The organism is Pseudoalteromonas sp. APC 3355 (assembly GCF_030407615.1).
GTDB lineage: Bacteria > Pseudomonadota > Gammaproteobacteria > Enterobacterales > Alteromonadaceae > Pseudoalteromonas > Pseudoalteromonas distincta.
The window spans coordinates 45,720-72,657 of sequence record NZ_JASDDB010000017.1; the positions used below are offsets into that span (position 1 = coordinate 45,720).

The following is a 26,938-nucleotide window of genomic DNA, read 5'->3' on the forward strand; positions in this document are numbered from 1 at the left end:
AATATGAGCTTTTTGTCGCTCTTTATTCAAGACCCTCTAACAGCTATTTTTAGTGCATGCATAGTTTTTCTTTTTCTTTATGTAGCCGTATCCGAAGTACTTAAAAGTAATAACTACATTAAGAACCAAAATAGTAAGCTTGAAGAGTTGAGAGGATTAGTAAACTCAAAAAGCTTTGATAATGAGTCATGGTTAAAGAACTGCTTTGTACATGACAATGGGAAATTGTTAGAACGCAATAATTTATTGGTTACAAATGTACCACTAAACCATATTGCAGGTGACTTATATGACTCGTCTAATAAAACAATACCAGCACTCCTAACAAGCATAGGTGTTGCAGGTACTTTTTTAGGTATTACCTTAGGTCTTTCAGACTTTGATTTAGGAAATGTAGGCAATGACTCTACAGCCTTACTCCATTCTGCTGCTGTTTTACTTACAGGTATGAAAACTGCTTTTGCGACTTCGTTAGCTGGCCTTGTTACATCAGCTTTCATGATCGTAATACTTAAATGGCGTATTTCAAGTACTAATAAAGCTCGTAAAAATGTAGCTCACTTCCTTTCTAAAAGTTGCTTAGAAGTTACTCCTTTAGATGTTTTACATGAGATTGCAAGCAATACTAATACTGGCGGACAAGTTGATTTAAGTAGTGCTTTTAATAAGTTAAATGAAAATATGTCCATGCAATTAGCGCAGTTTAATCAATTAGCTGACTCGTTTAATGGAAATGTCATTTCTGAAAAAATATCTTCTGCAGTTAATAACTCATTGACCGAAAATATAGCTCCGGTATTTAACGATTTAACTACAGAATTGAAAACTTTGAAAACTGACAATGAATTAAATCATAAGCAGTTAGTCGAGTCTTTGATGAATGAAATGGAAACGAAGCTTATTAAGCCAGTTACAGAGCAACTTAGCGATACGGCTAATACTGTTAAACAGAGCAATGAAATTAATCAGCAACTAAATACAAATGTTGAAAAAACCTTAGCAGAAGTAGCAAATACTGTTTCCACAATTGATACTTTTAATCAGAATACAATGGAGAAGCTTCAACAATTTGCACTGTCTCTAAAAGATGTTTTGTCATCATTTAAATCTGAAACTCAAGTTGCTATGACAGAAATAACGACCCAAGTTGATTCAATATTATCTGTTGCGGTTAAAGGTATGGAGGAACAAAGATCTGCTTTCAATAGTAGCAGTGAAAAAGCGGCTATGGCTTTTGAGAAAATGAGCGTTGACTTGGAAAATGCATTGGATACAAGAGCTGAAAAGGAAAGTAGCTTATACCAAAATTTTGAGCTTAGATTAGAAAGTTTATTAGATAAAACAAGTGATTCTTTTGCAGCTCAGTCAAAAGCAGTGTCTGAAGTTACTCAGCAAATAGATTCAGTTCTCCAAATTGCGGTTACTGGTATGCAAGAGCAAAGGGCTGCATTTGATAGTAGCACTGAAAAAGCAGCAGATGCGTTTGAAAAAATGGGTGAAAATTTAGAAGCAACATTAGATTCTAGAGCAGAGCAGGAAGCTAAACTATATTTAGAAGTTGAAAATAGATTAGGGGCATTATTAGATAAAACAAATGCTTCGTTTGAAGAACAAACAAAGGTTATTAGTCAAACAGGTGAAAGTGCTAGCCTACTAATGAATAACGCTCGAGAGCAATTAGAAATCGGTTTGGGTGATATAGATACAAAAGTTACCAATATGTCTAGAACAGTTCAAAGTGAACTTGAGACATTTAGATCTCAGTATCAAGAAAACTTAAATGATTTCTTTAATCAACAAAATAACTTGTTAGAGGATACACTCGGTAAGCAACGTAACAACTTAATAGAGGTGGTAGATAGGTTTAAAGGTGTGTTTGAGCAAGAGTATCAAACCCGTCACGATTTACTACAAGAACTTACTGCACAATATCAACATCTACAAAGTAGCGTTGTAACGATTGAAAGGCTGGTTAAGGCTATTGGACTGACCGAATCATCTACATTCTCTCAGCTTGAAGATATAGCTAGAAACACGGGTATTCAAGTGGGTGAGCTTAAAAAGCAATACACAGAAGCAAGTGCTGTGTTTAAAGAAATAACTGAAGGTTTGCCAAAAGCTATGCATCAATATTATGAGCAAGCTAACCAAAGTACAGAGCTTTACTTTAAAGGGTTTGATGAAGCTGCTAGTAAAATACACAACAGATTAGCTCAGGCTGCAGACTTTTTAATTGAGGCTAAAGCACTAGAAAAGTCAGTTGTAGAGAGTGAGGCTTAATATGCTTTCTACTATGCGTACCCAACAAGTTGATGAAGTTGATGACAGTGGTGCATGGCTATCTATAGGTGATTTAATGTCTGCTTTGTTGATGATATTTGCACTATTATTAATAAGCGCACTTGTGCAAATATCAGAGTCTCAAGAAAGTAGCAAGAATAAACGAATCCTAATTATTCAAGGGATTAATAAAGCACTTAGTGAAGCAAACATCGAGGTAGAAGCAGACCCTGTAACCGGTGATATTTCAATATTAGACTCCGTACTTTTTGAGCAAGGCGACTTTACGTTAAAGGGGAGTGGCAAAACGTTTTTAGATAAATTTATTCCTATATACAGTAATGTTATTTTTCAAAGTGAAGATATAGCTGATGAAGTTTCACGCATTATTGTGGAGGGCCACTCAAGCCGTGAAGGTGGCTTTAGCTACAACATGGAGTTGAGTGTAAAGAGGGCAAATAGTGTTTCATATTATATTTATAATATGGATTTTGATAAGAAACAGGAGTTTTTTGACAAAACATTACTAGCTGGCAGAGGGCCGCTTGATGCAGATAAAAACTCTGATAATGCTGCTGATAGAAAAGTAATGTTTAGGTTCCAATTTAAAGGTCAGGAGTTATTAGGGTCATTTGAACAGGGTGGTCTAAAAAATGTTGAGTAGCGGTATTAAATTTAGGGCACCTATCATACCTAATAAAAATAGCTTAAAAAATGTACCTACTAGTTCAAACCTTGAAAACAGTGATGTATCAAATATAGAGCCTAACTTTCCACCTTTAACGTATACTCAAATAATAAACGTTATCAAAAATGATATGGCAGATGCTATTACATTAAGCGAATGGTTAATGCTTTTTTGTAATGATATTTATATTGATGATGAACTGGAAAAGCAAGAAATAAGCATACTACTTTGGAAGTGTATAAATAACTATGATGCAGTAGCAAATATGGCTTTCTTTTTAGCCAGTCAGTTTATTGAAAAAGAACGTAAATCTTACCCTGTATTATTACTAGATACTTTATCGATCGTGAAGCCATTTCTACATGAAAGGCATCACCGGAGAGTTGAGTGGCTTACAAATATTTATAAAGCAGACTATATTTCGTGCAATAAACTTGCGTTGGCTAATAATAGTCAAACGTTGAGTTTTATTAATAAACTTAAACTTGCAAAACCGAACGCAACAAGAAAAGGTTTAATTAATAATCTTATTCATAGTTTACCTAAAACGCTCGATACTATTAGTTCTGAATGGTTAATTTCTTCATTTTCGCCACTGACCCGATTTGAACTGTTATCTGTAACTAATGAGCTGGTCCAAAGCGACATTCATTTTTCTCATATATTAGATACATGGTTAAAAGAAAATTGCTTACCAAGTGAAGATCAAAGCCTCTGGTATGAATTAGAACCTGCTTCGCGAAAAGCGTTAGAGGAAAAATATGAAATAAGTAATTATTTCTTGTTTGAATTACTGGTTAAGTTACTGAGCAAGGATATTAATAGCTCAGCTCTTAATATTGATGATACCCAAAGCAATCAATTAAGAGCTCGCTCTGTATTTTGGAAAAATTACAGTCAAAAATTTAATCAAATAAAAATACTTCTGCCGAAGCATACATATCAAGTAATTAGTGTGGGGTTGGTTGTTAATTCTCGAAATTTGATAATACTACCTGATGAGCCGAATGAAAATTCGGAAGCATGCATATTTGAAATTGGTGAGCACATTATTGTAGAAATTTTGAGAGGACAAGCGAGTGAAATTAGAGTTTTTGAGCGCTCTCAGCGAAATATTACAAGGTTATTAGAAAATAAAAACTTATCTTTAAAAGATATTCGAAACATGACTTATGGATTTGTACATGATCATGAGTACTTATGGCAATACGCATTTGAAAAGCTTCTCAGGACCAAACTAAATATAACTCCTAATTCAAATATTACTCACTTCTTAGGATTACCAAAGAGTATTGGTAAATACGATCATCAATACGGTATGGCAAAACCATCTGAAGAAAGCTTGATGAAGCGACAAAGTCGCTTAATTGAGTGGAATGAAAGGTTCTGGAATGAAGAGGAGAAAACTGAAAAATACTCAGGGGTATCACCTTTAGTTAAAAAGAGCTATCGTGATTTAGCTATAGCTAAAAATGCTTTATTGGACGGAAATAAGCACGTATATGAAACTTATTTACATAAATCCGCTAATAAAGGAAATCCAGAAGCAATGTATCTCTTAGGGATGAATATTATTAATAACCCTAAAAACTCTCCTACTTTAAAGCGTGATGGAGAGGGGTGGGTTATTAAGTCTGCAGATTGTGGTTATGAGTTAGCTATTAATTTAGCAACTAAATATGGTCTAGCATTGCCTAAGGAAAAGGAATATAAAGCGCGCGTGGTACCAGGTAAAAACTTGGTTAAAGCTATAAACTCGAGTCGAAAAAGGAAACTGTGACAAATATACTTCAAAAGGCTTAGCTTTCAACTATGGAGCTTGTAATTGTTCTTAGTTGGTTTCATATTGCTGCAAACAGTCTTGTTGTTTAAATAATCAAAGTTAATCCAAGGCTTTATACTTTTTATCAAAGCTACATGAAATGTAAACTATGAAGACTGCCCGACATAATTCAATTTTAGATTTTATACCTTCAAGTCCTAAAAGTACTTCAGTGAGTGAACTACAAATTGCTTTATCGAAGAGTGGGTTGGATCTTTCCAGCCGTATGTTGCAGCGTGACCTTCAATCACTATACGAGCAAGGGTGCTTCGGTCTTGAAAAAGACATGCGCAGTAAACCCTATGGCTGGTTTATCAATGCGCAGTGGAGAGGTGGTAACTCAAAAGTAATGAGCAGTGAAGTGGCTGAACATTACTTGCTGCTGGAGCAGTTACTACCGAAATCAGTTCCTAGTGATGTTAAACGCTCAGTTTATATTAAAGCCGAGCAGGCGCTTAAACGTTTTAATGGGCATGTGCCTGATTGGCTTGCAACCCTGGCAAAGCCCTCCTTAAAAGTGAATATTGATACTCATCTGGTTGCGCAAATTGAGCATGCAATTAAGCACAATCGAGCTGTGAGCGCTGAGCTTTATAGAGTGCTTTACGATGAGGCGCATTGGCTAAAATTTGCGGAGTTAAGTTTCTACAACTTAGTTGAGCAAGGCGGTGTGTTAATGGCGCAGTTTATGGTGGGTGAGCTTCACGACAAGTGTTATCAAATGCCGGTTTACCGCATTCGCAATGTACACATTTTGCAAAAAACACGACGAGAGCCAAGCTCTGAGCAGTTAAAGTCGCTGCGCAGTGCGATCAATAAAGGTATGAAGCAAGAAACGATCGAGTTAGTTGTAAAAGTACCTATTCATTCAACGGTTAATCAAGGCTTTATTGAACTTGGCGAGCTGATTGAAAAGCAACATATTGATGAAAAAAATGTATTACTTACCTACCAAACTATTGATACAGAACAACTAACCGATGAGCTATTTAAATGTGCTCATTGGCTTGAGGTTATTAAACCTGAAAAGCTGCGGCAAAGAATTGTTCATAAGCTTAAAGCGGCTACTGCAAACTACCTTTGATTAATTTAAAGTTTAGGTGCGTCAAAAATTGACGCACCTATTTGTTATGCTCCTTTAAAAGTTAAGGAGTGATTATGTTTCAATTAATTCAACAAAATGATGGTTTATCAATCGGTGTATTTGGCATTGGTGGGTGTGGCTGTAATACGCTTAACAGTATTTTTGAACAGCGCGAGTCTGAGCAGGCGCACTTGTATAGCGTTAATACCGACAAAGTGGTACTTGAACATACACAGAGTGATGAAGCAGTACTGATAGGTGCAGAGCTCACTCATGGGTATGGTGCAGGGGCCGATCCCAAAGTTGGACTGCAAGCAGCGGAAGAAAGTAAAGAGCAGCTTTTAACGCTTATTAATGGCTGCGATATAATTCTGTGTGCAACAGGGTTGGGTGGTGGTACTGGGACTGGCGCTAGCCCTTACATAGCAGAGCTTGCTAGTGAGCTAGGTAAGCCCATAATATTTGTTGCTACATTGCCATTTAGTAGTGAAGGGCAGTTCAGAAGTAATATAGCGAAAACCGGCCTAAATGATCTAAAAGAACATGCTAACGCGGTTATTACACTCCCAAACGATCAACTTATTGAAGTGCTAGGCAACGATATAGGGTTATTTGATGCGTTTAAACATAGTAACCAAATACTCCACTCACTGATAAAATCACTCATCGATATGCTGTGCTTTCAAGGCCTAATAAACGTTGATTTAAACGATTTTGCTAAAATTATGGATTGCCAGGGTGATGCTGTACTAGGTGTTGGTAAATGCGATGAAGAAAGCGAGCTTACTACAGCACTTGATGGGGCACTTAATAATCCATTGGTTAATCAAGTTGATATGTCATCAAGTACCGGTGTAATCATACAAGTAAATTGCAAAGATGAAATTTCACTAGGTAGTTATAACCTCATTACCGATACAGTGCGCCAGCAGGTAAGCCCTAATGCGTTAGTTATTTGTGGTGTTTCAAGAATAGAAAGCTTAGCGACTAACTATGAGTTACTGGTAATTGCTACGGGAGCCAGTACTAAAATGGTTACTGATGACCTTAGTAAAGACAAAAAGCCTGAGGAAAAAGCTAACAAGGCTAGGCCAAAGCCATCTGATATTTTTGACATCCCTGCATACATCAGGACTAAATCGCCAGCCCCACAAAAAGAGTTATAAAATTTTCTTATAACTCTTATTTTATAAAGTTTACAGCTCTAAGTAGCTCTAAAATTGTTAAAAATAATTCTGCGTACAGAAATGTGTGCAGAAATCAATTGTGACCCTTGAAGTGCTTATTTTTATTGGGGGTCTCATAATCGTGCCAATAGATTGTTGCTTGATTTTGCTCTTGATATGCCATGCTGAAAACCCTGAGTAGTTAACTTTAAAGCGCCTAAATACGCGCCAAGTTACTAAAATTATGAATTATTTAGATTATGGCATATGGGCGAGGGAGTTTATAGGTTTGGGTGAGGATTTAAAAGAAAGAGAAATATTGTGTTTAACGGCATTAGTATTTATTACAAGACTAATTTAACAACCAGAATGAATTTTATTAAATATATATTGCTTTATTCTTCGTAATTAAATTACTTTGATATTATTTAAGGACATAGAGGTTTAAAATGGATCTAATATTTAGGAAATTAAAAGAGGTGAGTTCCTTCATCTCAGAGCAGTTGAATAGAGATTTTTTAAACTTGAAGAAAATCATCAAAAATCATTACTTGCTAGTAACTAGTATCGGAGGATTAATTTTTACGCTTATATGCTATTCATATACGGTTATATTTTATAGAGGCTTTGGTATTAATATATTTGAATTCTCCGATATAACGGAGATTTATAGGTTAAGTGCAAATGGAGATATTACTACTGTTTTAATTGCTACATTTTTTTTGCTTATACAATGCTACTTTGCATTTTTAATGTTTCACAATAAGAAAATTAATTATTTTGGTATAGCTATCTCTATGATGCTTTTTATCATTTATATGTTACCGATCATTAAAGTTATTGACTTGCATGAGCAAAGAAAGAACTTCGCTAGATATGATATAAAAAATAAGTGGTCAACTGACTTAAAGTGCGTGTCAATATTATCATCTACAGATAAATTTATGCTTCTATGGGAGCATACAGACGATAAATTTTTAGCCGTAAATATAAATAATGTGATGACGGTGAAAAAACGATTAGCATCGAAACCTGAATTTTCTTATAAATCCGACATAGCAAAGCCATCCCTGAATAACAACGTAAAATCATTGCTGACAGAAAAAAGCATACTTGAACAAAAACTTTGGAGTAGTAATTTAAAGAACAAATGTAATCTTGACTTAGATCCATTCCAAGTTAATTAATAAGCGGGCATTAGACTAAAGTCTATAAGTTAATTTTCTTCACTTATTAGGTTTGTTTTAATCGTTTGTAGGTTTTGTGTTAATTCTCTAAAGTTCAGTTGTCGGCAACAAGCACGGCTTAACCAACAGGACTACGACCATGAAACTTACTCTTATCAAAACTATCGCTCTTAGCTCACTACTTACATGTTCAGCTGCTGCAATGGCTGAGCAAAGTGATTACAAATTAATGGTTATTGAAACTGCAACAGCGCCACAGCCACTTGAGCAATCATTTAATAGCTGTGCACTGAATGTTAAGTCAAAAAATTATGCTCAAGCCGAAGCAATTTGTACTAAAGCAATTGCGCTTTTAAAAGACGCAGATGGCCCTAAATTTAAAGTACGCCAACTTACATCGTTTGCATTAAGCAACCGTGGTGTTGCACGTTTAAAAGCGAATAACGACACTGCTGGCCTTGCTGATTTATACGAAGCAAACCAAATGTCTACAAGTACAATGGTATCGCACAACTTAACTCGCGCTAAAGAAGAGCTTTCTTTATAAACACTTTATAAAGTGCTTACCAAAAGCATGTTATAAAATAGCGAGAGTAAAAAAGCCCATGTTAGGTTAATTCCTAACATGGGCTTTTTTGTTTTATTTAACGCGTGAGTTAATACTTTAAATACGTTAATAGAGTAGGGTGTGTATTTATAATTAATATTTTGGGTATGCTTGTTTAGGCTACGCGAATATAATGCGAGATAACCGTATAAAAAATAATAACCCTTCTGCTTTGCTTGTTTTGAGCAAGGTATCATTAAATAAATATTGAGATTTAAACCATGGCACCAGGAACCAGCCTAAGCGTACTTGAAATAAGTGCGATATTTTTATCAATTACCGCGTTACTCACCTATGTAAACCATCGCTTTATTGGCTTGCCAACAACCATTGGCGTTATGGTTATTTCGATGCTTTTATCTATCGGCGCTATATTTTTGGGCTTTTTAGGGTTTGATGATCTTATAGATTACGAAGTGAGCTTGCTAGATCAGTTAGATTTTACTGAAGTTTTGCTCGATGGCATGCTCTCTATGCTACTTTTTGCTGGGGCGCTACATGTAAATGTTAGCGATTTAAGGCGCTATAAATTGCCAATAGGTATTTTGGCCTGTGTTGGTACGTTGCTATCTACGGTTATTATTGCTGGTGCGCTTTATTTAGTGCTTCCTTTGCTCGGTTTTGATTTAGCGTTTATTTGGTGTTTACTGTTTGGCGCATTAATTTCGCCAACCGATCCGATTGCGGTAATGGGAATTTTACAATCTGCGGGTGCGCCTAAAAGTATTGAAACCGTGATTGCGGGTGAATCGTTGTTTAACGATGGTATAGGCGTGGTTATTTTTGTGCTTTTATTGGGTGTTTTATCAAGTGGTGATATTCCTACAACCTATTATGTGGCACACACGCTGGCGGTTGAAGCCGGTGGCGGTATTGTTTTTGGTTTGGTACTAGGTGGTATTTTATATTACTTACTTAAAAGTATTGATAGTTACCAAGAAGAAGTACTACTTACTTTAGCAGGCGTTATTGGTGGTTATGCATTGGCTAGCCATTGGCATTTGTCGGGCCCACTTGCAATGGTAATGATGGGGTTAATGGTGGGTAATCATGGTCGCAGTATGGCTATGAGCGACAAAACACGCCATTACGTTGATTTATTTTGGGAGCTGATTGACGAAATTTTAAATGCCATTTTATTTGTACTCATAGGGCTTGAAGTCGTCATGATTGCATTTTCGAGTAATTTGTTTATTGCTGGTGGCTTAACAATTTTAATAGCGTTAATGGCACGTTTAATTGTTGTGGGTATAACAACCACTACATTTAATAAGCAATTAGAGTTGCCAACTGGTGCGTGGAAAGTTTTAACCTGGGGTGGCTTGCGTGGTGGTATTTCGGTTGCACTGGTATTGCAACTACCTGATGGGAACGAGCGCGATATTTTATTGGCTCTCACTTATGCGGTTGTGGTGTTTTCTATTTTAATTCAGGGTTTGAGTATTGGTAAAGTAGCCAAAACTATCCGTTAAATATAATTTTTTAAAAAGCGTGTGAAATAGCTGTATTTCACACGCTTTTTATTTTTCTTATAAAAAAAAGGGCAATTAAAACGTAAAGCTGAGCTGCACACCGCTGTAAATATGTTCTTGTGCTTCCCAGTAGTCGCCATCTATTTGGCGCGCACGGGTAAATACTTCTATTTTAAATGGCTTAAAGTGATAACCCGCACCTATACCTGCGTAGCCATCTATGTCGTTGTTCGATTTTTCTATTTGGTAGGTGTTATCGCCTCTATCGTTTTTAAAGGCGAGTTCGAACAGATCTAAGCCAAGCTCGGCGTATATAAAAAAGTCATTAAAATAACCAAGCTTCATGCCATTGTCCCACGTTATAAATTCTTCTTGCTCGCCTTGTTTATTATCGATTACTGCCGCGCCAATTGCGCTTGTAAAAACAACACCAAAGTTACTGTAATTTTGCTTAACCATCATTTCTACACCTGCAGATGTAATGCTGCTATCGCCATTAAATTCTGATTTTATAAACATACCGGTGTTAGGCATGTCATTACCGAGCAAAAGCCTTGCGTTAGCATTTTGGCTAAATAATAAAAGCGTGCTTAATAAAACAAAAAGAGGAAGTATGTGTTTCAAAAAAGTTAACCCATTAATGATGAAAAGTTACCAGAGCTGTAATTATAAATACATGACTTAGTATTGCATGTAATTAAATGTATAAATTTGTTTGATAGTTACTCAGCTATGCCAAAGTAAGGTGTTTAAAATAAAACCAACTAAAAAAAAGCATAAATAATTATATACATTTTAAAACGTAAAGTAGCGATTTTAGGCACGATTGATGGTGCGTAAGTTGTTTAAATATATAGAAAAAGTTTAACGTATTAGACTAAGGTCTATAGGTTAATTTTCTTCACTTATTAGGTTTGTTTTAATCGTTTGTCGGGGTTGTGTTAATTCTCTAAAGTTCAGTTGTCGGCAACAAGTACGACTTAACTTACAGGAAATTAATCATGAAATTTACACTTATCAAAACTATCGCTCTTAGCTCACTATTAACATGTTCAGCTGCTGCAATGGCTGATCAAAGTGATTACAAATTAATGGTTATTGAAACTGCAACAGCGCCACAGCCACTTGAGCAATCATTTAATAGCTGCGCACTAAATGTTAAGTCAAAAAATTACGCTGAGGCGGAAGCAATTTGTACTAAAGCAATCGCACTTTTAAAAGACGCAGATGGCCCTAAATTTAAAGTACGCCAACTTACGTCATTCGCATTAAGCAACCGTGGTGTTGCACGTTTAAAAGCGCATAACGATACAGCTGCACTTGCTGATTTATACGAGGCATCAAAATTGTCTAACAGCTCAATGGTATCGCACAACTTATCTCGCGCTAAAGAAGAATTATCGTTATAAAAAACCTTTATAACGTGTTTTATAAAGTGCTTACTAAAGCATAATATAAAATAGCGAGAGTAAAAAAGCCGATGTTGGGTTAAACCCCAACATCGGCTTTTTCGTGCTTATTAACTTTGTATTGTGTTATACCAATTCGCAATAATACATAATCATTTTGCGGGGCTAAACGTGTCGCTACCTGCGTTAAAAAATTCTCATTTAGAACAACCAAATAGCGAATTTTTTGCCTAGCTATCAACACGTTTTTCCATCCTCAAAATAGATCACTTAATTAAGCGAATTGGTATTATTAAAAAATAAAAAAATGTATTTTGCTATTTATTGTTTAGTGATTTTCATGGTTTTTAACTAATTGTAATTACTAAGTATTTTTACAAGTGTTAGACTAAAGTCTATAGGTTAGATTTATTCACTTATTAGGTTTGTTTTTATCGTTTGTGGTAATTGAGCTAACACTCTAAAGTTTAGTTGTCGGCAACAAGTACGACTTAATTAATTAGGAATATAATCATGAAATTTACACTTTTAAAAACCATCGCTCTTGGCTCATTATTAACTTGCTCAGCTGCTGCAATGGCTAATCAAGGTGATTATAAATTAATGGTTATTGAAGACTCTGTAACTGCAGCACCCGCATTTGAAAAGTCATTTAATAGCTGTGCTTTAAATGTTGAAGCAAGAAACTACGAAGAAGCAGAAGCTATTTGTACACAAGCAATTGCATTGCTTAAGCAAAGCCATGGTCCGCGTTTAAAAGTACGTGAACTTACATCGTTTGCATTAAGTAACCGTGGTGTAGCACGTATTAAGGCTCAAAAAGACACTGCTGGTATTTCTGATTTATATGAAGCAGTTCAAATTTCTAAAAACTCACTTGTAACACATAACTTAACTCGCGCTAAAAAAGAGTTATCTTTATAAGAATGCTTGCATAAAGCGCTTATAATTTAGCGAGAGTATAAAAGCCCATATTAGGTAGCACCTAATATGGGCTTTTTTGTATGTTTGAATAACCGTAGTTACCTATAAACACACTTCTTTTAATAAAACAGTTTTACTGAATAATAGTGTTTTTAAAGGTGATTTTTAGAGTCTTACGTTACTAATTTATATTGGTAAGTACTTGTTACCTAAAACATAGATCTATAAATATAGAAACATAGGTAAAAATATAGTTTTTTAGCACGATTTAACTGTGCAGTAAAACGGGATTGTTTTATTTAAGCTGTTGTTTTTAATTGATAATAAAACCTAATGTCTTTGACTTTAGTCTGTTTTTATTTAAAAATCGAAATGATATATATTTTATAGTATTAACGAGATGTGAATGTTAATCACTGTTTTGTGATGAATAGCTAGATATGACTTTTGTTTTATTTTTAGTCCCACCTCAATCTTACTAAAAATTAAACAGGGAATAGAGTAGTTATTAACTTGCGCAATAAAAATAAAAAGCGCAAATAAAGGGATTTAAAAATGCAATTTAAACTAAAAAAAATAGCTGCCTTGTTATTCGGGGTGGGTATTAGCCTTTCTGTATTTGCCGAAGATATAGAGCTATACGTAAACCATAATGTTGAAACCGACGAAAAACCACGTGTAATCATTGTTTTTGATACATCTGGAAGTATGAAAAACTTTTTACCCAACGGTATTAGAAAAGTAGATGCCGGCATCAGTGCAATGAGTCAGTTGGTTACTGATAATAGCTCTATCGATTTTGGTTTGATGCGTTTTAAAAATGATAATGGCGGCTATATTATGGCAGGTCTTGGATCTCCCCATTCTACAATTTTAAGCCAAATTCACAGTTTACCAGCGGCTGGTAGTACCCCAGTTACAGAAACCCTATGGGAAGCCTACTTGTATCTAACAGGTCAGAAAGTGTACTACGGACAAAACTCAAATGAGCGGGATTTTTCTGCTGAAACTGGTTCGCTATATTACGACAATAACTCTCGATACATATCACCATTTACCCAAGCAGTTGGTGCCGATGTACGTTGTGATAATTCAATCAATTTAATTTTGATGACTGACGGTGATCCTCAAAGTGATACTAACCGAAACGATGATATCAAATCATTATACAAATCTACTTTTGGCTCAAATCCTTCTAAAACAAGTAATAGTTATCTAGCCGCTTTAGCTCAGATAATACATGGTACAAGAGATGTTGAAGTTGACTTGTACGATACTACGCCAGAGGTTGCTGATACCGGACGCGTTTTTACTATCGGTTTTGGTAGTGGCATGAGTACAAATGGTAAAAAGTTATTAGAAAAAACCGCTTTATTGGGCGGCGGCGAGTACTTACATGCAGACACATCAACTGAACTTTCTGAAGCGCTTAATAATACAATATCGAAAATACGCGAAGTTAACGATAGTTTTTCATCACCTACGGTAGCAAGTAATAATGTTGACCAAACACGTAGCCGAGAGTCAATTTACTTTGCGATGTTTTACCCAGAAACAGGCGCACGTTGGAGCGGGAATTTAAAAAAGCTAAAAGTGTCAGGCGCAAATATAGTCGATTCAACTGATCAAATAGCCCTTGATGAAAATGGGTTAATTGATGAGAAAGCGCGAACATTTTGGCTGCCAACTAATAAGCCTGCAGATGGGAATTTAGTAGCCCAGGGTGGCGTAAATTTACTTTTATCAACTTTAGACCCTGATAGCCGTAAAATCTACATAGATAAAACGGGCAGTATTATTGATTTTACTTTTGATAAAGTACAAACCATTTTAAATTTAGCGACAGGTACAGTTACCGATCTTGCCCCTGATTTGATTCCTAATATCGGGCTAACTTTACAGGAGAGTGATATTAGCTGGGCACGAGGGGTTGATGTTGACAATGAAGATGGTGATAACTCATCAGTAGATCAGCGAATCAATATTTTTGGCGACCCTTTGCATTCAAAGCCGGTATCTATAGATTACGGCGATGGAAGTATTCACATACTAGTTGGTACTAATGCCGGCTTTTTACATATGTTTGAAGACAAAGGCGATACTGTTGAAGAAAAGTGGGCTTTTACACCTGCAGCCTTATTAAAAAACATTCCTGCTTTGCGTAGTAATCTTGCAAATACAAAAGTGTATGGCATGGATGGGCCTATAAGTGTGTTCTTTAATAATAAAGGCTCAAATAGCGAAGGGTTAAACGATGGTGTTATTAGAGCAAGTGATGGTGATGAAGTGTGGGCATTTGCAGGTATGCGCAGAGGCGGTAAAAATTACTACGCGCTTGATATAAGTGATCCTAACGAACCTAAAAAATTATGGAATAAGCCTATTGTTGGTGGCTCAGAAGAATTTAAATATTTAGCGCAAACATGGTCTAAGCCTCAAATTGCATACATTAAAGCCTTTGGTGAGGATCCATTGCTAATATTTGGCGCAGGCTACGATACAAACAAAGATAATGCGATTAGAACAACAGATGAAACCGGACTAGGTATCTACATTGTTAATGCTAAAACTGGCGAAAAGGTATGGGCGCTGACTCCAGATGAACATGGTTTTACCGGAGAGCACAGTATTGCAGCGGATGTAACTACGCTTGACTCAGATTACGACGGGTATATCGACCGAATTTATGCAACAGATACTGGCGGTAATATTTGGCGAGTAGATATTCCTAGTGAAGATGAAGGTGATATTACCCATTTTAAACTTGCAGAGCTTGGCAGTACATTAGCGTCGCAAGACAGACGTTTTTTTTACAAACCATTAGTTGCTAGAACGCTGTTTAGTAAAGTTACTAAAACCAATTATGGTGGTGAAATGATCACCACCCGTTTAGATACCCCGTACGACGCAATAGTTATAGGTAGCGGAAATCGTTCAAACCCACTTGCTACTAATGAGCAAGATCAGTTGTATATGATCCGTGATGAAAACACCCTAACAAAAATATTTACTGAATTTCCAGCCCCAATAATGCCAGATGATTTAATGAAAATGAATGAAGACCCATTTGGTAATGCACTTGATGAAGTTGATAAATTTGTTAACCTTGAAGTTAAGTTAGCCGAATTTAAAGGGTGGCGATACGAATTAGGGACAGGCGAAAAGTCCCTTGCTGCAGCAACGGTCGTTGGTGGGGTTGCTTACTTTACTTCCTTTACGCCTGCATCTTCATCATCAACACAAAACCAATGTTCGTTAACGGGTGGCGGTGGTTCGCTTTATGCCTTTCATTTGCATTATGGAACGAAGGTTTATGACGATGTGAAATTTGCAACAAGTAATGATGTACCAGATACACCGAAACTATTTTTTGGGGAAGGCCCGTCGTGTGCAGATAATGATGCGGATGGTAAGTGCGATTGGGATGATGCAACGGATGTAACGCAAGTTAGTCAGTTTTATTTAATAGGCCCTGGGGTTAAAGGTTCTGATAAGCCGATAAAAGCTATTGAAATACTTGGACCAAATTTAAATGTTGAAGGTGGAAAAATTAAGCTAGTAAATGGCGCTGAACCAATTGGTTTTGGCTTTAAAACCCAACAAACCTATATTTATAAACGCGAAGAAAACGATACTCAGGCACTTTAGAAACACAATGCAATAAACATAAGCCACCTTAATTAGGTGGCTTTTTAATTTTAAGAGCGAATCAAAAATGCTGATGGTTTGCTTATATAATTGGTTTAGAGTTTTCGAAGGGCTCTAAACCAACCTATGTGTAATATACATTCGTTTACAAAACTCGGTCATCACTTGAGCCCTTTACTCTAGGCACTTGCAGTCCATATTAGTCAATAATAACTGGTGTTAGTTATATTTAATTAACAAATGTAAGAGCTAAATTTAACATGCTGTGTCACTATATAGGTACAGGGCATGTTAACTTGTTGCCATCCCCCCATAAAAATTCAATAAATTTCTGTTGTTTAAATTTATACCAACCTGCATAAATCTTTGAGTAATTTAACAAATTAAATTGCACTATAACGTCGTTAAAATTTTATTTAGAACAACTAGATACAAAAATTTTTGCCTCGTTCTAGCATAATTTTCTTAACGTTAACTAGATCCCATATATAAGCAGATTGGCATTACTTATTTTGTATTAAAGTAACTTATAACAATATGATTTTTAATAATAATTAAAGTGCAAAAAAGGAAGTCTTTGTATGTTTTTTAAAAAAAGTCAGTTAGCTATTTCATTAGCGTTTACGCTAGGCCTTGTTGGATGTGGTGGCGATGATAATAAAGTAGTCGTTGTAGAGCCAGTTGTAGCTAAGCCTGACCCTATAAAAGTAGATCCCGTAGAAGTTAACACTATCTCTCTTACAGGAAAGGTTATTGATGGTTATGTATCTGGTGCAATAGTATGGCTGGATATTGATGGCGATGGTACTTTTGACGAGCAATCAGAACCTTCTGTAGTCTCTGAAGAATCGGGTAATTATAGTTTTAATTTTACAGAAGAGCAGGCGCTGTGTGTGCCGTATTCAACTATGTACGTTGATGTACCGGTTGGCGCAATTGACGAGGACTTAGGCGAGGTAACACAAGCGTATCAAATGTCATTTCCACCCTCAATTGAGGCTTTGACTGATGAAGATATTCGAAATATATCACCTTTAACAACCGTTATTTGGGAGCAGTTGAGCCTTCAATTACAAAAAAGTGGTAACAATAATTTAAGTTGTGATGCACTTAAAGAAAATACTGAGTTACTTGCAAACCTTCAAAGCGAAATAACAAATGTTATGCAAAACTTGGTTGCGCATTATAATTTGTCGACAGAGCAAATTTACTCAGATTTTATCGCTACTAACGACAGCGACGCTTACGACAGAGCACAAGCAATTGTTAAGGGACTAAAAGCGGCCTATAAATTCAAGCAAGAGCTAGATGCTCAGTATCCTGATGCAGAAGAAGTAAGAGCAGTGATTTATCAAGACACAGCAAAAGATGCAGAGTATGGGTTTGAAAATGCATGGTACCGCGACAAAGTTATTTTTGCAGGCGCTGAACTTATTTATGAGCAAGTAAAGCTTCAAAATACAGACGAACTCGACAAAATTGACGTTATTTTGTCTCGATTGGATTCAATAGATACGCCTTGGGGCGAAGAATCATTAAATGGAAAATTAACAGTTAGAGACGATGTTTACATTAACACCGATCGTACTTACCGATGCTCTAGCATTGAGAACGTTAGTTTTGAGCAAAGCAATGTGCTTTATGGCGTTACTAATACTAGCCCATCGGTTAACTTCCCAACAGCAGATGAATGCGTTAGTGCTAATTTAGATACACCGTTCGAGCGAGGTTTTAGCATTAGCTATACTGAATCAGGATCGTTTTACCAAACTGACTTTGCCTTTAGAGAAGAAAATGCCGACTTTCAAACATTATCTGATTGGGTAAATGTTAAAGACAAAGCTACTGACTTAGAAACTCAAGATTTAGTTACCGTACTCGCTGCTATGCCTTATAAGTTTGATGACGAAACATCTATTGATGCTAGCTTTTGGCGTAAATACAAAACCACAGACAACGTACGTATTATAAAAACAATTGAAGGGCAATGGTTTAGAGAGACTCGCCGAGAAGATGGAACAACGCTGTATGAATGCGGTGAAAACGGTGTTGATTGGGGGCCATGCGAATAATGTAAAAACACCTTAATTAATATTGACTTAGTGCCAGTCAGTTAATAACTGACTGGCATTTTTTTGTTTGAAAAAGCTTACTTTTATGTGCGGTTATAACTGTATACCTGATGAACTTTATTTTTAATCTGTTTTTTACTCGGGTTTACTGTAAAATTACCGGGTTAACATTTATTAAGTGATGCTTACAATTGTTATTGCTCGTTAAGTATTTAAACTAATTTAAGTAGAGCTTATGATTTTTTATATTATAGGGTTAAGTTTACTTGTTATTATTTTATGCGTTGCACTTTATGTAATTTACAGCAACGTACATAAAAGTCGGGTAAGAAAATCCAAGGAATACAACGTACTGTTTGATAAAGACACGATAGTTGATGAACTAATCACTCAACTAACAGAAAAAAATCAAACACAAGAAAACCAAGATAAAACAGCTAAAGGTAAAGAAGAAATCCTTGCAACATTTGTTGAGTTACATCGCTCTGGTAGCTTTTGCGCACATTTGAGTGAACAGGAAATTATTTACTTTGTTAAAAAGAAATTAAACATGGAGAGTAATAAAAATGGATAGCGAAAAAGCAGTCCCAGCAGTAAAAAGTGACTCATTTATGAGTCGATTTGGTCGTCGTAATGTAATTATAGTGTCATCAATTGTTGTTGTATTGGTAGTGATAGCAACCCTTACATCGCAAGTTGTTTCGTGGAATGAAGCAGATGAGCGTTTAGTACATCAATCGGCTTTTACAGGTAACTTAACCGTAATAAATCAAGCCGGCCCTTACTTAAAAGCGTTTGGTAGTACATCTGCTTATAAAAAAGTAATTTCGATTAACTTTACGGGCGATGCCGGTGCAACAGCAAGCGCAATTGTACCGCTAATACCAATTCGATTTTTAGATACCACAACAGGTGGCGCACGAGGTGTCTCTCGTTTTAGATTACCAGGCAATGTACCAGCAGCAGAGTCGGGTGCTCTACGTGGTTTACTTAAAATACACGAAGAGTTTGGTTCACAAGAAACATTAATATCTAATTTATTAATGCGTGCAACCACCGAAAATGTAAAAGCGTCGGCGCGAATGATGTCGGTAGAGCAACATTACTCTGGTGGTAATGGTCAATTAAGCCAAGATTTTGCAGATCAATTAACCAACGGTATTTTTGTTACTGAGCAAATTATTAGTACAGGTGAGCGCGATAAATCTGACGACTTAGGTAATTTAAGTAAACAGCAACGTGTCACTATTAATATTAAAATGGATGATGAGGGTAATACACTGCGTAACGCACCCATTTTAGGCGCTTACGGTATTACAGTAGTTGATGCCAGCATTATTGATATTGACTACGAAAGCAAAGTAAATGCTCGCCTTGAAGCCCAAAAGCAGGCTGCTGCTGATGAAGCGCTAGCGCGTCAAAACCTTAAAAAAGCAGAGCAACAAGCGCGTACTGAAGTGGCTTTAGGTGAGCAAGCAATTGCTAAGCAACGTGCTGAATCTGAAAAGCTAAAAATAAAAGAGCAAATTGATGCTGAACGAATTAAGGCAAATGCCATTATTTCTGCGCAGCAACGAGTGGCTGTAAAAGCGGAGCTTGCGAAAGAGCAAGAAGAGATTCTAAAGCAACAACGTTTAGAAGCATTAGGTATGGACGTTTTAGCTGAGGCTCGTTTAAGAGCTAAGTCTGCTGCACTTGATCCAAAGTATGTATTTGATGAAACACTAAAAGCAGAAGTTAAAATTCAAACCGCTTTATTTACAAGCTTAGGTAATAGCCGTTTAGTGCCTGAAATTGTAATAGGCGCAGGCCAAGGCGAGCAAAGTAATGGCTCTGAATTTATGCGTTTATTAGCCGCTGATGCAGCATTGAGTCTTAAAAAGCGTTTAGAAAAAGAGAAAAAATAAACGATTAGTTAAGTATTGCACAAACAATAAAAACGTTGGCTGATTCGCATTGGCCAGCGTTTTTTATTGCGTAAATTTTGTTATTGTATGGTGCGGCTTAGCTTGTGAAAACAAGCTTTTTAAATTATTAAATAAAAGAGTGAGCAGTACTTATGGACCCCAGTAATCAGTTTATTTTAGATTTAGGACAAGAGCATATTACCATTCAGCGGCGATATGAAGCGCTGGGAGCGTTTAACGATTTTTTGATTGCTGTGTGGTTTTTAATTGGCAGTTTTTTCTTTTTAAATGACTCACTAATAGAAAGTGGCACATGGTTGTTTATAGCGGGCAGTGCTCAATTACTTATAAAACCTGTTTTGAAATTGATCAGCTTAGTACATGTTAGTCGGGTATTTCATTCAAATAAAACTTCATAAATAAAACCATAAATACGACTCATGATGAGTTCAGTTATTATGGCTAATAATTTACCAGTATAAGTTATTTAAATATCAAGGATAGAAAAGTGAAAGTACTTAAGTGGATTTCAATTGGAATAGCTACTTTACTAATTATAGGCTTACTAATTCCCGAAAAAATAATGATTCCGGTACAAGGTGCCACAAGTAAAGATTGGAACCATAACACGTTTTGGTACGAGCCTTGGGGTAGGTCGGGTGTGCACAAAGGAATTGATATTTTTGGCATAAAGAACACTCCTGTAGTTGCCTCAACAAATGGTGTTGTTATATTTGCAGGTGAGTTAAGCCGAGGTGGTAAAGTGGTTGCGGTGCTTGGGCCTAAATGGCGCGTGCATTATTTTGCACATTTAAATGACTACTCGGTAAGTACAGGTGATGTAGTAAGCATAAACAGTCAAATTGGCTTACTGGGCGATACCGGAAATGCCGCAGGAAAACAGCCTCATGTGCATTATTCTATTTTATCGTTAGTGCCTATGCCGTGGCTTTTTACAACGCAAAACCAAGGGTGGAAAAAGATGTTTTTTTTGAGCCCACATAAAAAACTCACTGCTAAATAATAGTTTTAGCTGTTAAAACAAGGTGTTTAACAGCTAAAATCCGTTAATAAGCAAGCGTGTATTTAAGTTAAAAATTAGCCTGCAACTGGGGTTTTACCCGCGCGAATATTTTTAATGCTTTTAATAAACATATAAATACAGGTAGTGATTAAACAGCCTGCTAAATAAAACACAATACCATTGGGTGCATCAGATAAATTTGCAGCAAGCATAGGGCCAAATACCGAACCAATACTGTAACTCAAAAGCATTACCTCAGTTGCAGATACTATTTTTGCCATTGGTAATGAGTCGCACGCAAGTGTTATAGCAATCGGGTAAAGTGCAAAGCTGCATGCGCCTAGTATTAAGTAGCTTACTATTAATCCTGCTAAAGTGTTTGCTTGTAGTATACCCACAGCACCGGCTGCGCCTACTAAACAAAACATACCCATCAATAAGCTTTTTTCAAGCCGAGTAGATAAGTAACTCACAAGCGGCTGCACGACCATGCCGCCTAAAATAATAACCGCCATAAGTGTCCCTGTGTACTGAGCTTGATCAGCTTGTGCTGAAATATACACCGGCATTAAGCCGTAAATAGGGCCCAGTAATAAGCCCGATGCTAAGCATCCGAGCATAGCTGGGTGGCTTAATGTTTTTATTTCTTTTAGTGGTAGTTTTTCAAGGTGCTGTTTTTCGGGCTGACCTTTAGTTATTAATAAAGGCGCCAAAATAGCTAAAAATAATAACGAGGCTACAAATAAATAAGGCGTTGAACCTTCGGTGCCAAGCGGCCCTATAGCAAGTTGACCAACCGCGCTGCCCCCATAAAGTGAGGTCATGTATAAACCCAAACGTTTAGCACGCGACTTTGCTGTGTTGGTCATTAATAACCAAGACTCAACAACGACAAACACACCGGCAACAGCAACACCTGCTACAAATCGTGCAATTAACCAGTTAACGGTATTTGGTAGTGCAAGTTGTGCAAGCACACTTACTATTAATAAGCTTAAAAATAATATAAAGGCCAAGCGATGACCCATTTTTACCACAATGCGCTCTATTGTGGTGGCGCCAATAAGTAAGCCAAAGTAAAAAATGCTCGCAAGCCAAGGCGCTAGGTTTTCATCAAGTTTAAATGCAGGTAACGACAGCGGAATAAGGCTCATTAAAAAGCCTGATGCAATAGCAAAAAATGACAGCCCGATAACGGGTGCTAAAGGGTTGTTAGAGGTGCTTGTGGCGGCTGATTCGGCCATGTGTGTTTATCGACTCATCAAGGTAAATAACCACTGTTTTAGAGTTTTAGAGGTTACTTTAATAATAAAATTTGCGCGAATTTAGAGCCAAATTAAAAATAAGTAAAGTGATTTTTTATTAAACAATATAAATAAACTTTAAAACGATCACTTTGGTAAATTATCGGATCTATTATGCTTTTTATTGTAGTTTTTTCATGTAGATATTGTTTTATATTTGTGAGCATTTATGTCTGAATAGAGTTTTTTGTAATGCAAGCAGATAGGCGCATCTCGCATGCTGCACGTCACTTTTTAAAGTTTTCGCAGCAGCACGTAGAGCAATATTTGGATACGCAGTGGGTGCGTAACGAGTTACATAATTTAGATTTAAACTAGATTTAAATTCGGTTCAAAGTTAATTAATATCCGGTGTTGAGTCTCTTAAAATAAGCTTTGGCTGAAACACGTGCTTTACTGTTATGCCGCTTTTTTTATAAATGTCTTTAAGTACTAAGTTAGCCGCAGCTCGGCCCATTTCGGGAACTGGGTTATCTATAGTAGTCAGTGTTGGGTAGAGGTAATTGGTAAAAATTACGTTATCGAACCCAATAATGGCTAAATCTTTTGGTAGGTTAAAACCGTGTTCGCGGGCGTATTTCATAGCACCCGATGCCATTTCGTCATTGGCACATACAAGGGCGGTTATTTGCGCTTTATTTTGAATAAAATGCCTTAAGCCGTCGCTGCCGCCAGTTTCTTTAAAGTCGCCTATGTAAAATAAGTTTTCGTCAAAGGTTAGGTTGTACTCTGCTAGGGCTTGTTTGTGACCTTTTAAACGATTTGACGCGTCTTCTTTAAACTGCGGGCCTGCTATGTAAGCAATGTTTTTATGACCTTTGTTGATCATGGCTTTAGTGGCTAAGTAGCCGCCCATTACGTTATCGAGGCTAATGCAGTTTTCTTCAATTTCTTTAACGTAGCGGCTCATTAAGTAAATAGGGGTTTTGCCTTTACTTAACTCAATTAGGTACTCGTTTGATACCGCTTCTACGTGGGCAATAATAGCGTCGCAATTACGGCCTATTAAAAATTCAAAGCCGCTTTTTTCTTTTTTCTCGTCACTGTGCCCAGGGGTAATAATAACGTGTTTACCCGCAATACGAAGGTGCTCTTCAATGGCTGACATCATTTGACCAAAAAACGGACCATCCAACTCAGAAACTAAAATACCGACGCTGTTTGTAGTGCTTGACGCCAAAGAGCGAGCAATAGAACTTGGCTGATAGCCTAGCTCTTTCATTGCTTCTAATACCTTTTTTTTAGTTTTTTTGCTTACGTAGTCGTTGTCGTTAAGTACCCTTGAAACAGTTGATAAAGACACACCTGCCATTTCTGATACTTGATAAATTGTCGCCATTGATGTCCTAGCTTATATGTATTTTTACTCGCACTTTATAAAAAATATAAAGTGCGAAGGGTCATTAAAAGTTAATTTACACATTACTGCGTCTAATTGCTAAGTCTTCTGTTATTTTTTGCGTCATCGCTGAGGTAAGCGGATAAATAAGCATCAATGCGGCGCCTAAAAAAGCAAATGCGGCAGGTATCCAGCTCATAAGTAGCTGCATACCAGGTAAGGCTTGTGTAATTGTTAGCTCATCCATACCGTTATAGCCGTAGCCTGCAAGTACCACCAATACTAATGCACCGGCAAATCCACCACCGGTTTTTTGTACAAATGTACCCGCAGAATAAATAAGGCCTGTAGCGCGGCGTTTGTTTTTCCACTCTGAATAATCGGCTGAATCACCAAGCATACTAAAAAATAATGTTGGCATCATCGCGGCAAAAAATTCAGCAGCGCAACCAAAGGTAAATACAGCAACCAGGTTATCACTAGGTACCCAGTAAAATGCAGTAGTGAGTATGCCGCTTAGCATTAATGATGCAATAAATAGGTTTCGTTTACCCATAATTTCGGCCAGTTTACCTGTGGCAAGTGCGCCAAATATAGATACAACCAACAAAGCAATAAAGTATTGCCCAGCCATAAGTTCATTAGCTACGTGGTACTTAAAGTAGTACGCAATTACACCGTATTTTATGCCATTAAACATCATGGTTAAAAAACCAATGCCGAGTAACACCAACCAAGGTTTGTTGGTCAGAAGATCAACCATATCGCGCTGTGAGCCCGTTAAGCTTTGCTTATCTTTATTGAGCAATTTTTTAATAACGAATGTCATTGCGGCCATAACAAGGGCAAAAAATACGCCGCTGTATAAATCGCGGTAATAAAAAAACAAGGTAGTAGCAAGCAAAGGTAGGATTATAAATGGCAGGCTTTTGGTTAAATCAAACAACTCTGATTTTAAATTCCCTTCATTTGAGGTGTGCGGTGTTACACGCTCTTTAGTGGTCGCAAACGTTATAATCATTAAAATAATAAGTAAGCTGGCAAATAAGTACATAGTAAGCTGATAGCCTTTGGCGTTGTCGCCGCCACCAAAAAATGCCACTAGCTCAGGTAAAAAACCCATAACCAATAAGCCACCAGTAAACGCACCTGCAAACCTAAAACCAGAGAGCTTTGTGCGCTCTGTATCGTCTGGTGTCATTACGCCCATAAGTGCCGAGTAGGGCACGTTACTTACGGTGTAAGCAAGCGTTAAACCTATGTAAGTTACGTAAGCATAAATAAGTTTATTGGTGGTGCTAAAGTCGGGTGTAGTAAAACACAACACCATAAACAAGCCCAAAAACGGTGCCGAATAAAGTATCCACGGGCGAAATTTACCAAAGCGCGACTGCGTTCTGTCGGCAATCATACCCATAATAATATCGGTTACGCCATCAGATAGCCTTACCACCAAAAACAACATGGCAGCGGCGGCTGCCGATATGCCAAATGTATCGGTGTAAAACACCGCTAAATAAGCAAGCGCGCCGCGCCATACTAAGTTAGCGCCGGCATCGCCCATGGCGTAACCGACTTTTTCGTATAAAGGGAGTTTGTTCACAGTGTGTGTTCTTATTGTTATAAGCCGATAAATTATCGGCTAGTTATTAGGTTACTGTACGCTTTACCGCTGGCTTTAACAGTTCGTTTTTGTGTGTTGTAGTCTATGTGTACTATTCCAAAGCGCTTTAAATATCCCTCTGCCCATTCAAAGTTATCCATTAGGCTCCACGCAAAGTAACCATGTACTTTTACGCCTTGCTCAGTTGCGTTATGTAGGGCATTTAAATGCTCGTGGTAATATTCAATACGGTCGTTGTCTTTGATTTCACCGTCTTTAAATTCGTCAGCCATGGCTGCGCCGTTTTCGGTAATATAAATAGGCGGTAGGGTGTATTTTTCGTTTAACGATACAAGTAATTCTGTAAGCGCTTTAGGGTAAATTTCCCAGCCAATATCGGTCATTGGCGCTTTATGTGGCAGCTCATGGTAAAAGTCGGTTTCGCTTGCTTGATAATGCATGCGGGTATAAAAGTTAACCCCTAAATAATCCAGCGGTTGAGCAATTATTTCCATGTCGCCATCTAAAATATCAGGGCGATGGGCTTTAGGTAATTGCTTAATAATATCAGGGTATTTACCTTGCATTACAGGCTGCATGTACCATTGGTTTATATAGTCATCAGCAAATGCAGTGGCTTTTAAATCTTCTTCACTTTGGGTAACGGAGTAACAAGGCGTAAAGTTAAGTACAATACCGTTTAGCGTATTTGGGCTATTTTTAGCAAGTACTTGCATAGCTAAACCGTGACCTAATAATAAGTGGTGCGCGGCTTTACGACCAAATTCGCGGCCTACAATGCCAGGCGCATGTACGCCAATTTCGTAACCTAAGTAAGAGCTGCAAAACGGCTCGTTTAAGGTAGCGTAAGAGTGCACACGTTCCCCAAATGCTTTGGTAATTAAATCTGTGTAATGTGCAAATTCGTAAGCGGTGTTACGGTTTAGCCAACCGCCTTCATCTTCAATATGTTGTGGTAAATCCCAGTGGTATAGCGTTACAAAAGCTTTAATGTTACGGCGTTTTAATTCATCTAAAATATCGGTGTAAAACTTAACGCCTGTCGGGTTTAAGTGACCACTTTTAGTCATTATGCGCGGCCACGAAATCGAAAGTCTGTAAGCGTCTACACCTAATGATTCAATTAAGTTTATATCGTCTTTCCAGCGAGTGTAGTGCTCGCAGGCTACGTCGCCATTTGAATTATCGACTATTTTGCCTTCTTTACTGCAAAAGGTATCCCAAATACATGGCAAGCGATCAGCTGCGCCGCCTTCAATTTGAAATGAGGCCGTAGCTACACCATAAGTAAAATTTTTGGCTAAAAGTGGTGAGCCACTAGGTAAAGATAATTGTTTCATTAAGAGAAAACCTCTGCTTCTTTTTGGTAAAGTTTGCTTTG

The 26,938-nt window shown here is 37.1% G+C and carries 21 protein-coding genes and 1 pseudogene; 17 read left to right on the forward strand and 5 right to left on the reverse strand.

Going from position 1 to position 26,938, the window contains the following annotated elements; all coding sequences use genetic code 11:
• Positions 1–3 precede the first annotated feature (3 nt).
• From QMA08_RS17985 to QMA08_RS18020, 8 genes are all read left to right on the forward strand, one after another.
• Entirely contained in the window at positions 4–2,280 is a 2,277-nt protein-coding gene (locus QMA08_RS17985; RefSeq protein ID WP_290175150.1) for a hypothetical protein, read from the forward strand.
• A 1-nt stretch (position 2,281) separates the two neighbouring features.
• Positions 2,282–2,944 (forward strand): OmpA family protein, encoded by a 663-nt coding sequence (locus QMA08_RS17990; RefSeq protein WP_290175151.1) that lies wholly within the window; start codon positions 2,282–2,284, stop codon positions 2,942–2,944.
• Positions 2,934–4,748 (forward strand): EH signature domain-containing protein, encoded by a 1,815-nt coding sequence (locus QMA08_RS17995; RefSeq protein WP_290175152.1) that lies wholly within the window; start codon positions 2,934–2,936, stop codon positions 4,746–4,748. The genes QMA08_RS17990 and QMA08_RS17995 overlap by 11 nt, the downstream gene beginning before the upstream one ends.
• Positions 4,749–4,962: 214 nt before the next feature.
• The gene (locus tag QMA08_RS18000) at positions 4,963–5,874 is read left to right on the forward strand and encodes a WYL domain-containing protein (RefSeq protein WP_290175153.1); all 912 of its coding nucleotides are present in this window, start codon (positions 4,963–4,965) and stop codon (positions 5,872–5,874) included.
• A 74-nt stretch (positions 5,875–5,948) separates the two neighbouring features.
• Positions 5,949–7,040 carry a cell division protein FtsZ gene (locus tag QMA08_RS18005; protein ID WP_290175154.1) on the forward strand — a complete coding sequence of 364 codons (1,092 nt, stop codon included), beginning with the start codon at positions 5,949–5,951 and terminating at the stop codon, positions 7,038–7,040.
• Positions 7,041–7,489: 449 nt separating this feature from the next.
• Entirely contained in the window at positions 7,490–8,227 is a 738-nt protein-coding gene (locus tag QMA08_RS18010) for a hypothetical protein (protein WP_165734933.1), read from the forward strand.
• 139 nt (positions 8,228–8,366) lie between these two features.
• Positions 8,367–8,774 carry a hypothetical protein gene (locus QMA08_RS18015; RefSeq protein WP_290175155.1) on the forward strand — a complete coding sequence of 136 codons (408 nt, stop codon included), beginning with the start codon at positions 8,367–8,369 and terminating at the stop codon, positions 8,772–8,774.
• A 281-nt stretch (positions 8,775–9,055) separates the two neighbouring features.
• Positions 9,056–10,306 carry a sodium:proton antiporter gene (locus QMA08_RS18020; RefSeq protein WP_182724637.1) on the forward strand — a complete coding sequence of 417 codons (1,251 nt, stop codon included), beginning with the start codon at positions 9,056–9,058 and terminating at the stop codon, positions 10,304–10,306.
• A gap of 75 nt (positions 10,307–10,381) precedes the next feature.
• On the opposite strand, the gene QMA08_RS18025 is transcribed toward QMA08_RS18020, so the two are convergent.
• Positions 10,382–10,930, reverse strand: coding sequence for a hypothetical protein (locus QMA08_RS18025; RefSeq protein WP_182724636.1), 549 nt, complete (start codon positions 10,928–10,930; stop codon positions 10,382–10,384).
• A gap of 377 nt (positions 10,931–11,307) precedes the next feature.
• On the opposite strand from QMA08_RS18025, the gene QMA08_RS18030 reads away from it, so the two are divergent.
• From QMA08_RS18030 to QMA08_RS18065, 8 genes are all read left to right on the forward strand, one after another.
• Positions 11,308–11,715: a hypothetical protein gene (locus QMA08_RS18030; RefSeq protein ID WP_024609350.1), complete on the forward strand. Its 408-nt coding sequence runs from the start codon at positions 11,308–11,310 to the stop codon at positions 11,713–11,715.
• Positions 11,716–12,228: 513 nt separating this feature from the next.
• On the forward strand, positions 12,229–12,639 hold the full coding sequence (locus QMA08_RS18035) for a hypothetical protein (RefSeq protein ID WP_004336087.1): 411 nt from the start codon (positions 12,229–12,231) through the stop codon (positions 12,637–12,639).
• A 555-nt stretch (positions 12,640–13,194) separates the two neighbouring features.
• On the forward strand, positions 13,195–16,287 hold the full coding sequence (locus QMA08_RS18040; RefSeq protein ID WP_290175156.1) for a PilC/PilY family type IV pilus protein: 3,093 nt from the start codon (positions 13,195–13,197) through the stop codon (positions 16,285–16,287).
• A 581-nt stretch (positions 16,288–16,868) separates the two neighbouring features.
• Positions 16,869–18,359 carry a hypothetical protein gene (locus tag QMA08_RS18045; protein WP_290175157.1) on the forward strand — a complete coding sequence of 497 codons (1,491 nt, stop codon included), beginning with the start codon at positions 16,869–16,871 and terminating at the stop codon, positions 18,357–18,359.
• Between the two features lie 235 nt (positions 18,360–18,594).
• Entirely contained in the window at positions 18,595–18,933 is a 339-nt protein-coding gene (locus QMA08_RS18050) for a hypothetical protein (protein WP_024595217.1), read from the forward strand.
• Entirely contained in the window at positions 18,926–20,266 is a 1,341-nt protein-coding gene (locus QMA08_RS18055) for an SPFH domain-containing protein (protein ID WP_002961828.1), read from the forward strand. Before QMA08_RS18050 ends, QMA08_RS18055 begins: the two co-directional genes overlap by 8 nt.
• 152 nt (positions 20,267–20,418) lie before the next feature.
• Positions 20,419–20,685 carry a YrhK family protein gene (locus QMA08_RS18060; RefSeq protein ID WP_002961829.1) on the forward strand — a complete coding sequence of 89 codons (267 nt, stop codon included), beginning with the start codon at positions 20,419–20,421 and terminating at the stop codon, positions 20,683–20,685.
• 89 nt (positions 20,686–20,774) lie between these two features.
• On the forward strand, positions 20,775–21,290 hold the full coding sequence (locus tag QMA08_RS18065) for a M23 family metallopeptidase (protein WP_290175158.1): 516 nt from the start codon (positions 20,775–20,777) through the stop codon (positions 21,288–21,290).
• 74 nt (positions 21,291–21,364) lie between these two features.
• Here the strand turns inward: QMA08_RS18065 and QMA08_RS18070 are convergent, their stop codons facing one another.
• Positions 21,365–22,534: an MFS transporter gene (locus QMA08_RS18070; protein WP_290175159.1), complete on the reverse strand. Its 1,170-nt coding sequence runs from the start codon at positions 22,532–22,534 to the stop codon at positions 21,365–21,367.
• A gap of 243 nt (positions 22,535–22,777) precedes the next feature.
• Between QMA08_RS18070 and QMA08_RS18075 the strand changes: the two are divergent.
• Positions 22,778–22,912, forward strand: a pseudogene (locus QMA08_RS18075) (LysR family transcriptional regulator); the annotation flags it as partial.
• Between the two features lie 19 nt (positions 22,913–22,931).
• Here the strand turns inward: QMA08_RS18075 and QMA08_RS18080 are convergent.
• The 3 genes from QMA08_RS18080 to QMA08_RS18090 form a co-directional block, all read right to left on the reverse strand.
• Positions 22,932–23,933, reverse strand: a complete 1,002-nt coding sequence (locus tag QMA08_RS18080) for a LacI family DNA-binding transcriptional regulator (RefSeq protein ID WP_007583313.1) — start codon at positions 23,931–23,933, stop codon at positions 22,932–22,934.
• 76 nt (positions 23,934–24,009) lie between these two features.
• A complete protein-coding gene (locus QMA08_RS18085) occupies positions 24,010–25,536 on the reverse strand; it encodes an MFS transporter (RefSeq protein WP_290175160.1) in 1,527 nt (508 codons plus the stop codon).
• Positions 25,537–25,568: 32 nt separating this feature from the next.
• Positions 25,569–26,897: a GH1 family beta-glucosidase gene (locus QMA08_RS18090; RefSeq protein ID WP_290175161.1), complete on the reverse strand. Its 1,329-nt coding sequence runs from the start codon at positions 26,895–26,897 to the stop codon at positions 25,569–25,571.
• Between the last annotated feature and the right edge of the window lie 41 nt (positions 26,898–26,938).

Bases quoted from the DNA above. Each gene is read 5' to 3' on its own strand.
- QMA08_RS17985 (WP_290175150.1), top strand. From the start codon at position 4: ATGAGCTTTTTGTCGCTCTTTATTCAAGACCCTCTAACAGCTATTTTT.
- QMA08_RS17990 (WP_290175151.1), top strand. From the start codon at position 2,282: ATGCTTTCTACTATGCGTACCCAACAAGTTGATGAAGTTGATGACAGT.
- QMA08_RS17995 (WP_290175152.1), top strand. From the start codon at position 2,934: ATGTTGAGTAGCGGTATTAAATTTAGGGCACCTATCATACCTAATAAA.
- QMA08_RS18005 (WP_290175154.1), top strand. From the start codon at position 5,949: ATGTTTCAATTAATTCAACAAAATGATGGTTTATCAATCGGTGTATTT.
- QMA08_RS18010 (WP_165734933.1), top strand. From the start codon at position 7,490: ATGGATCTAATATTTAGGAAATTAAAAGAGGTGAGTTCCTTCATCTCA.
- QMA08_RS18015 (WP_290175155.1), top strand. From the start codon at position 8,367: ATGAAACTTACTCTTATCAAAACTATCGCTCTTAGCTCACTACTTACA.
- QMA08_RS18020 (WP_182724637.1), top strand. From the start codon at position 9,056: ATGGCACCAGGAACCAGCCTAAGCGTACTTGAAATAAGTGCGATATTT.
- QMA08_RS18030 (WP_024609350.1), top strand. From the start codon at position 11,308: ATGAAATTTACACTTATCAAAACTATCGCTCTTAGCTCACTATTAACA.
- QMA08_RS18035 (WP_004336087.1), top strand. From the start codon at position 12,229: ATGAAATTTACACTTTTAAAAACCATCGCTCTTGGCTCATTATTAACT.
- QMA08_RS18040 (WP_290175156.1), top strand. From the start codon at position 13,195: ATGCAATTTAAACTAAAAAAAATAGCTGCCTTGTTATTCGGGGTGGGT.
- QMA08_RS18045 (WP_290175157.1), top strand. From the start codon at position 16,869: ATGTTTTTTAAAAAAAGTCAGTTAGCTATTTCATTAGCGTTTACGCTA.
- QMA08_RS18050 (WP_024595217.1), top strand. From the start codon at position 18,595: ATGATTTTTTATATTATAGGGTTAAGTTTACTTGTTATTATTTTATGC.
- QMA08_RS18055 (WP_002961828.1), top strand. From the start codon at position 18,926: ATGGATAGCGAAAAAGCAGTCCCAGCAGTAAAAAGTGACTCATTTATG.
- QMA08_RS18060 (WP_002961829.1), top strand. From the start codon at position 20,419: ATGGACCCCAGTAATCAGTTTATTTTAGATTTAGGACAAGAGCATATT.
- QMA08_RS18070 (WP_290175159.1), bottom strand. From the start codon at position 22,534: ATGGCCGAATCAGCCGCCACAAGCACCTCTAACAACCCTTTAGCACCC.
- QMA08_RS18080 (WP_007583313.1), bottom strand. From the start codon at position 23,933: ATGGCGACAATTTATCAAGTATCAGAAATGGCAGGTGTGTCTTTATCA.
- QMA08_RS18090 (WP_290175161.1), bottom strand. From the start codon at position 26,897: ATGAAACAATTATCTTTACCTAGTGGCTCACCACTTTTAGCCAAAAAT.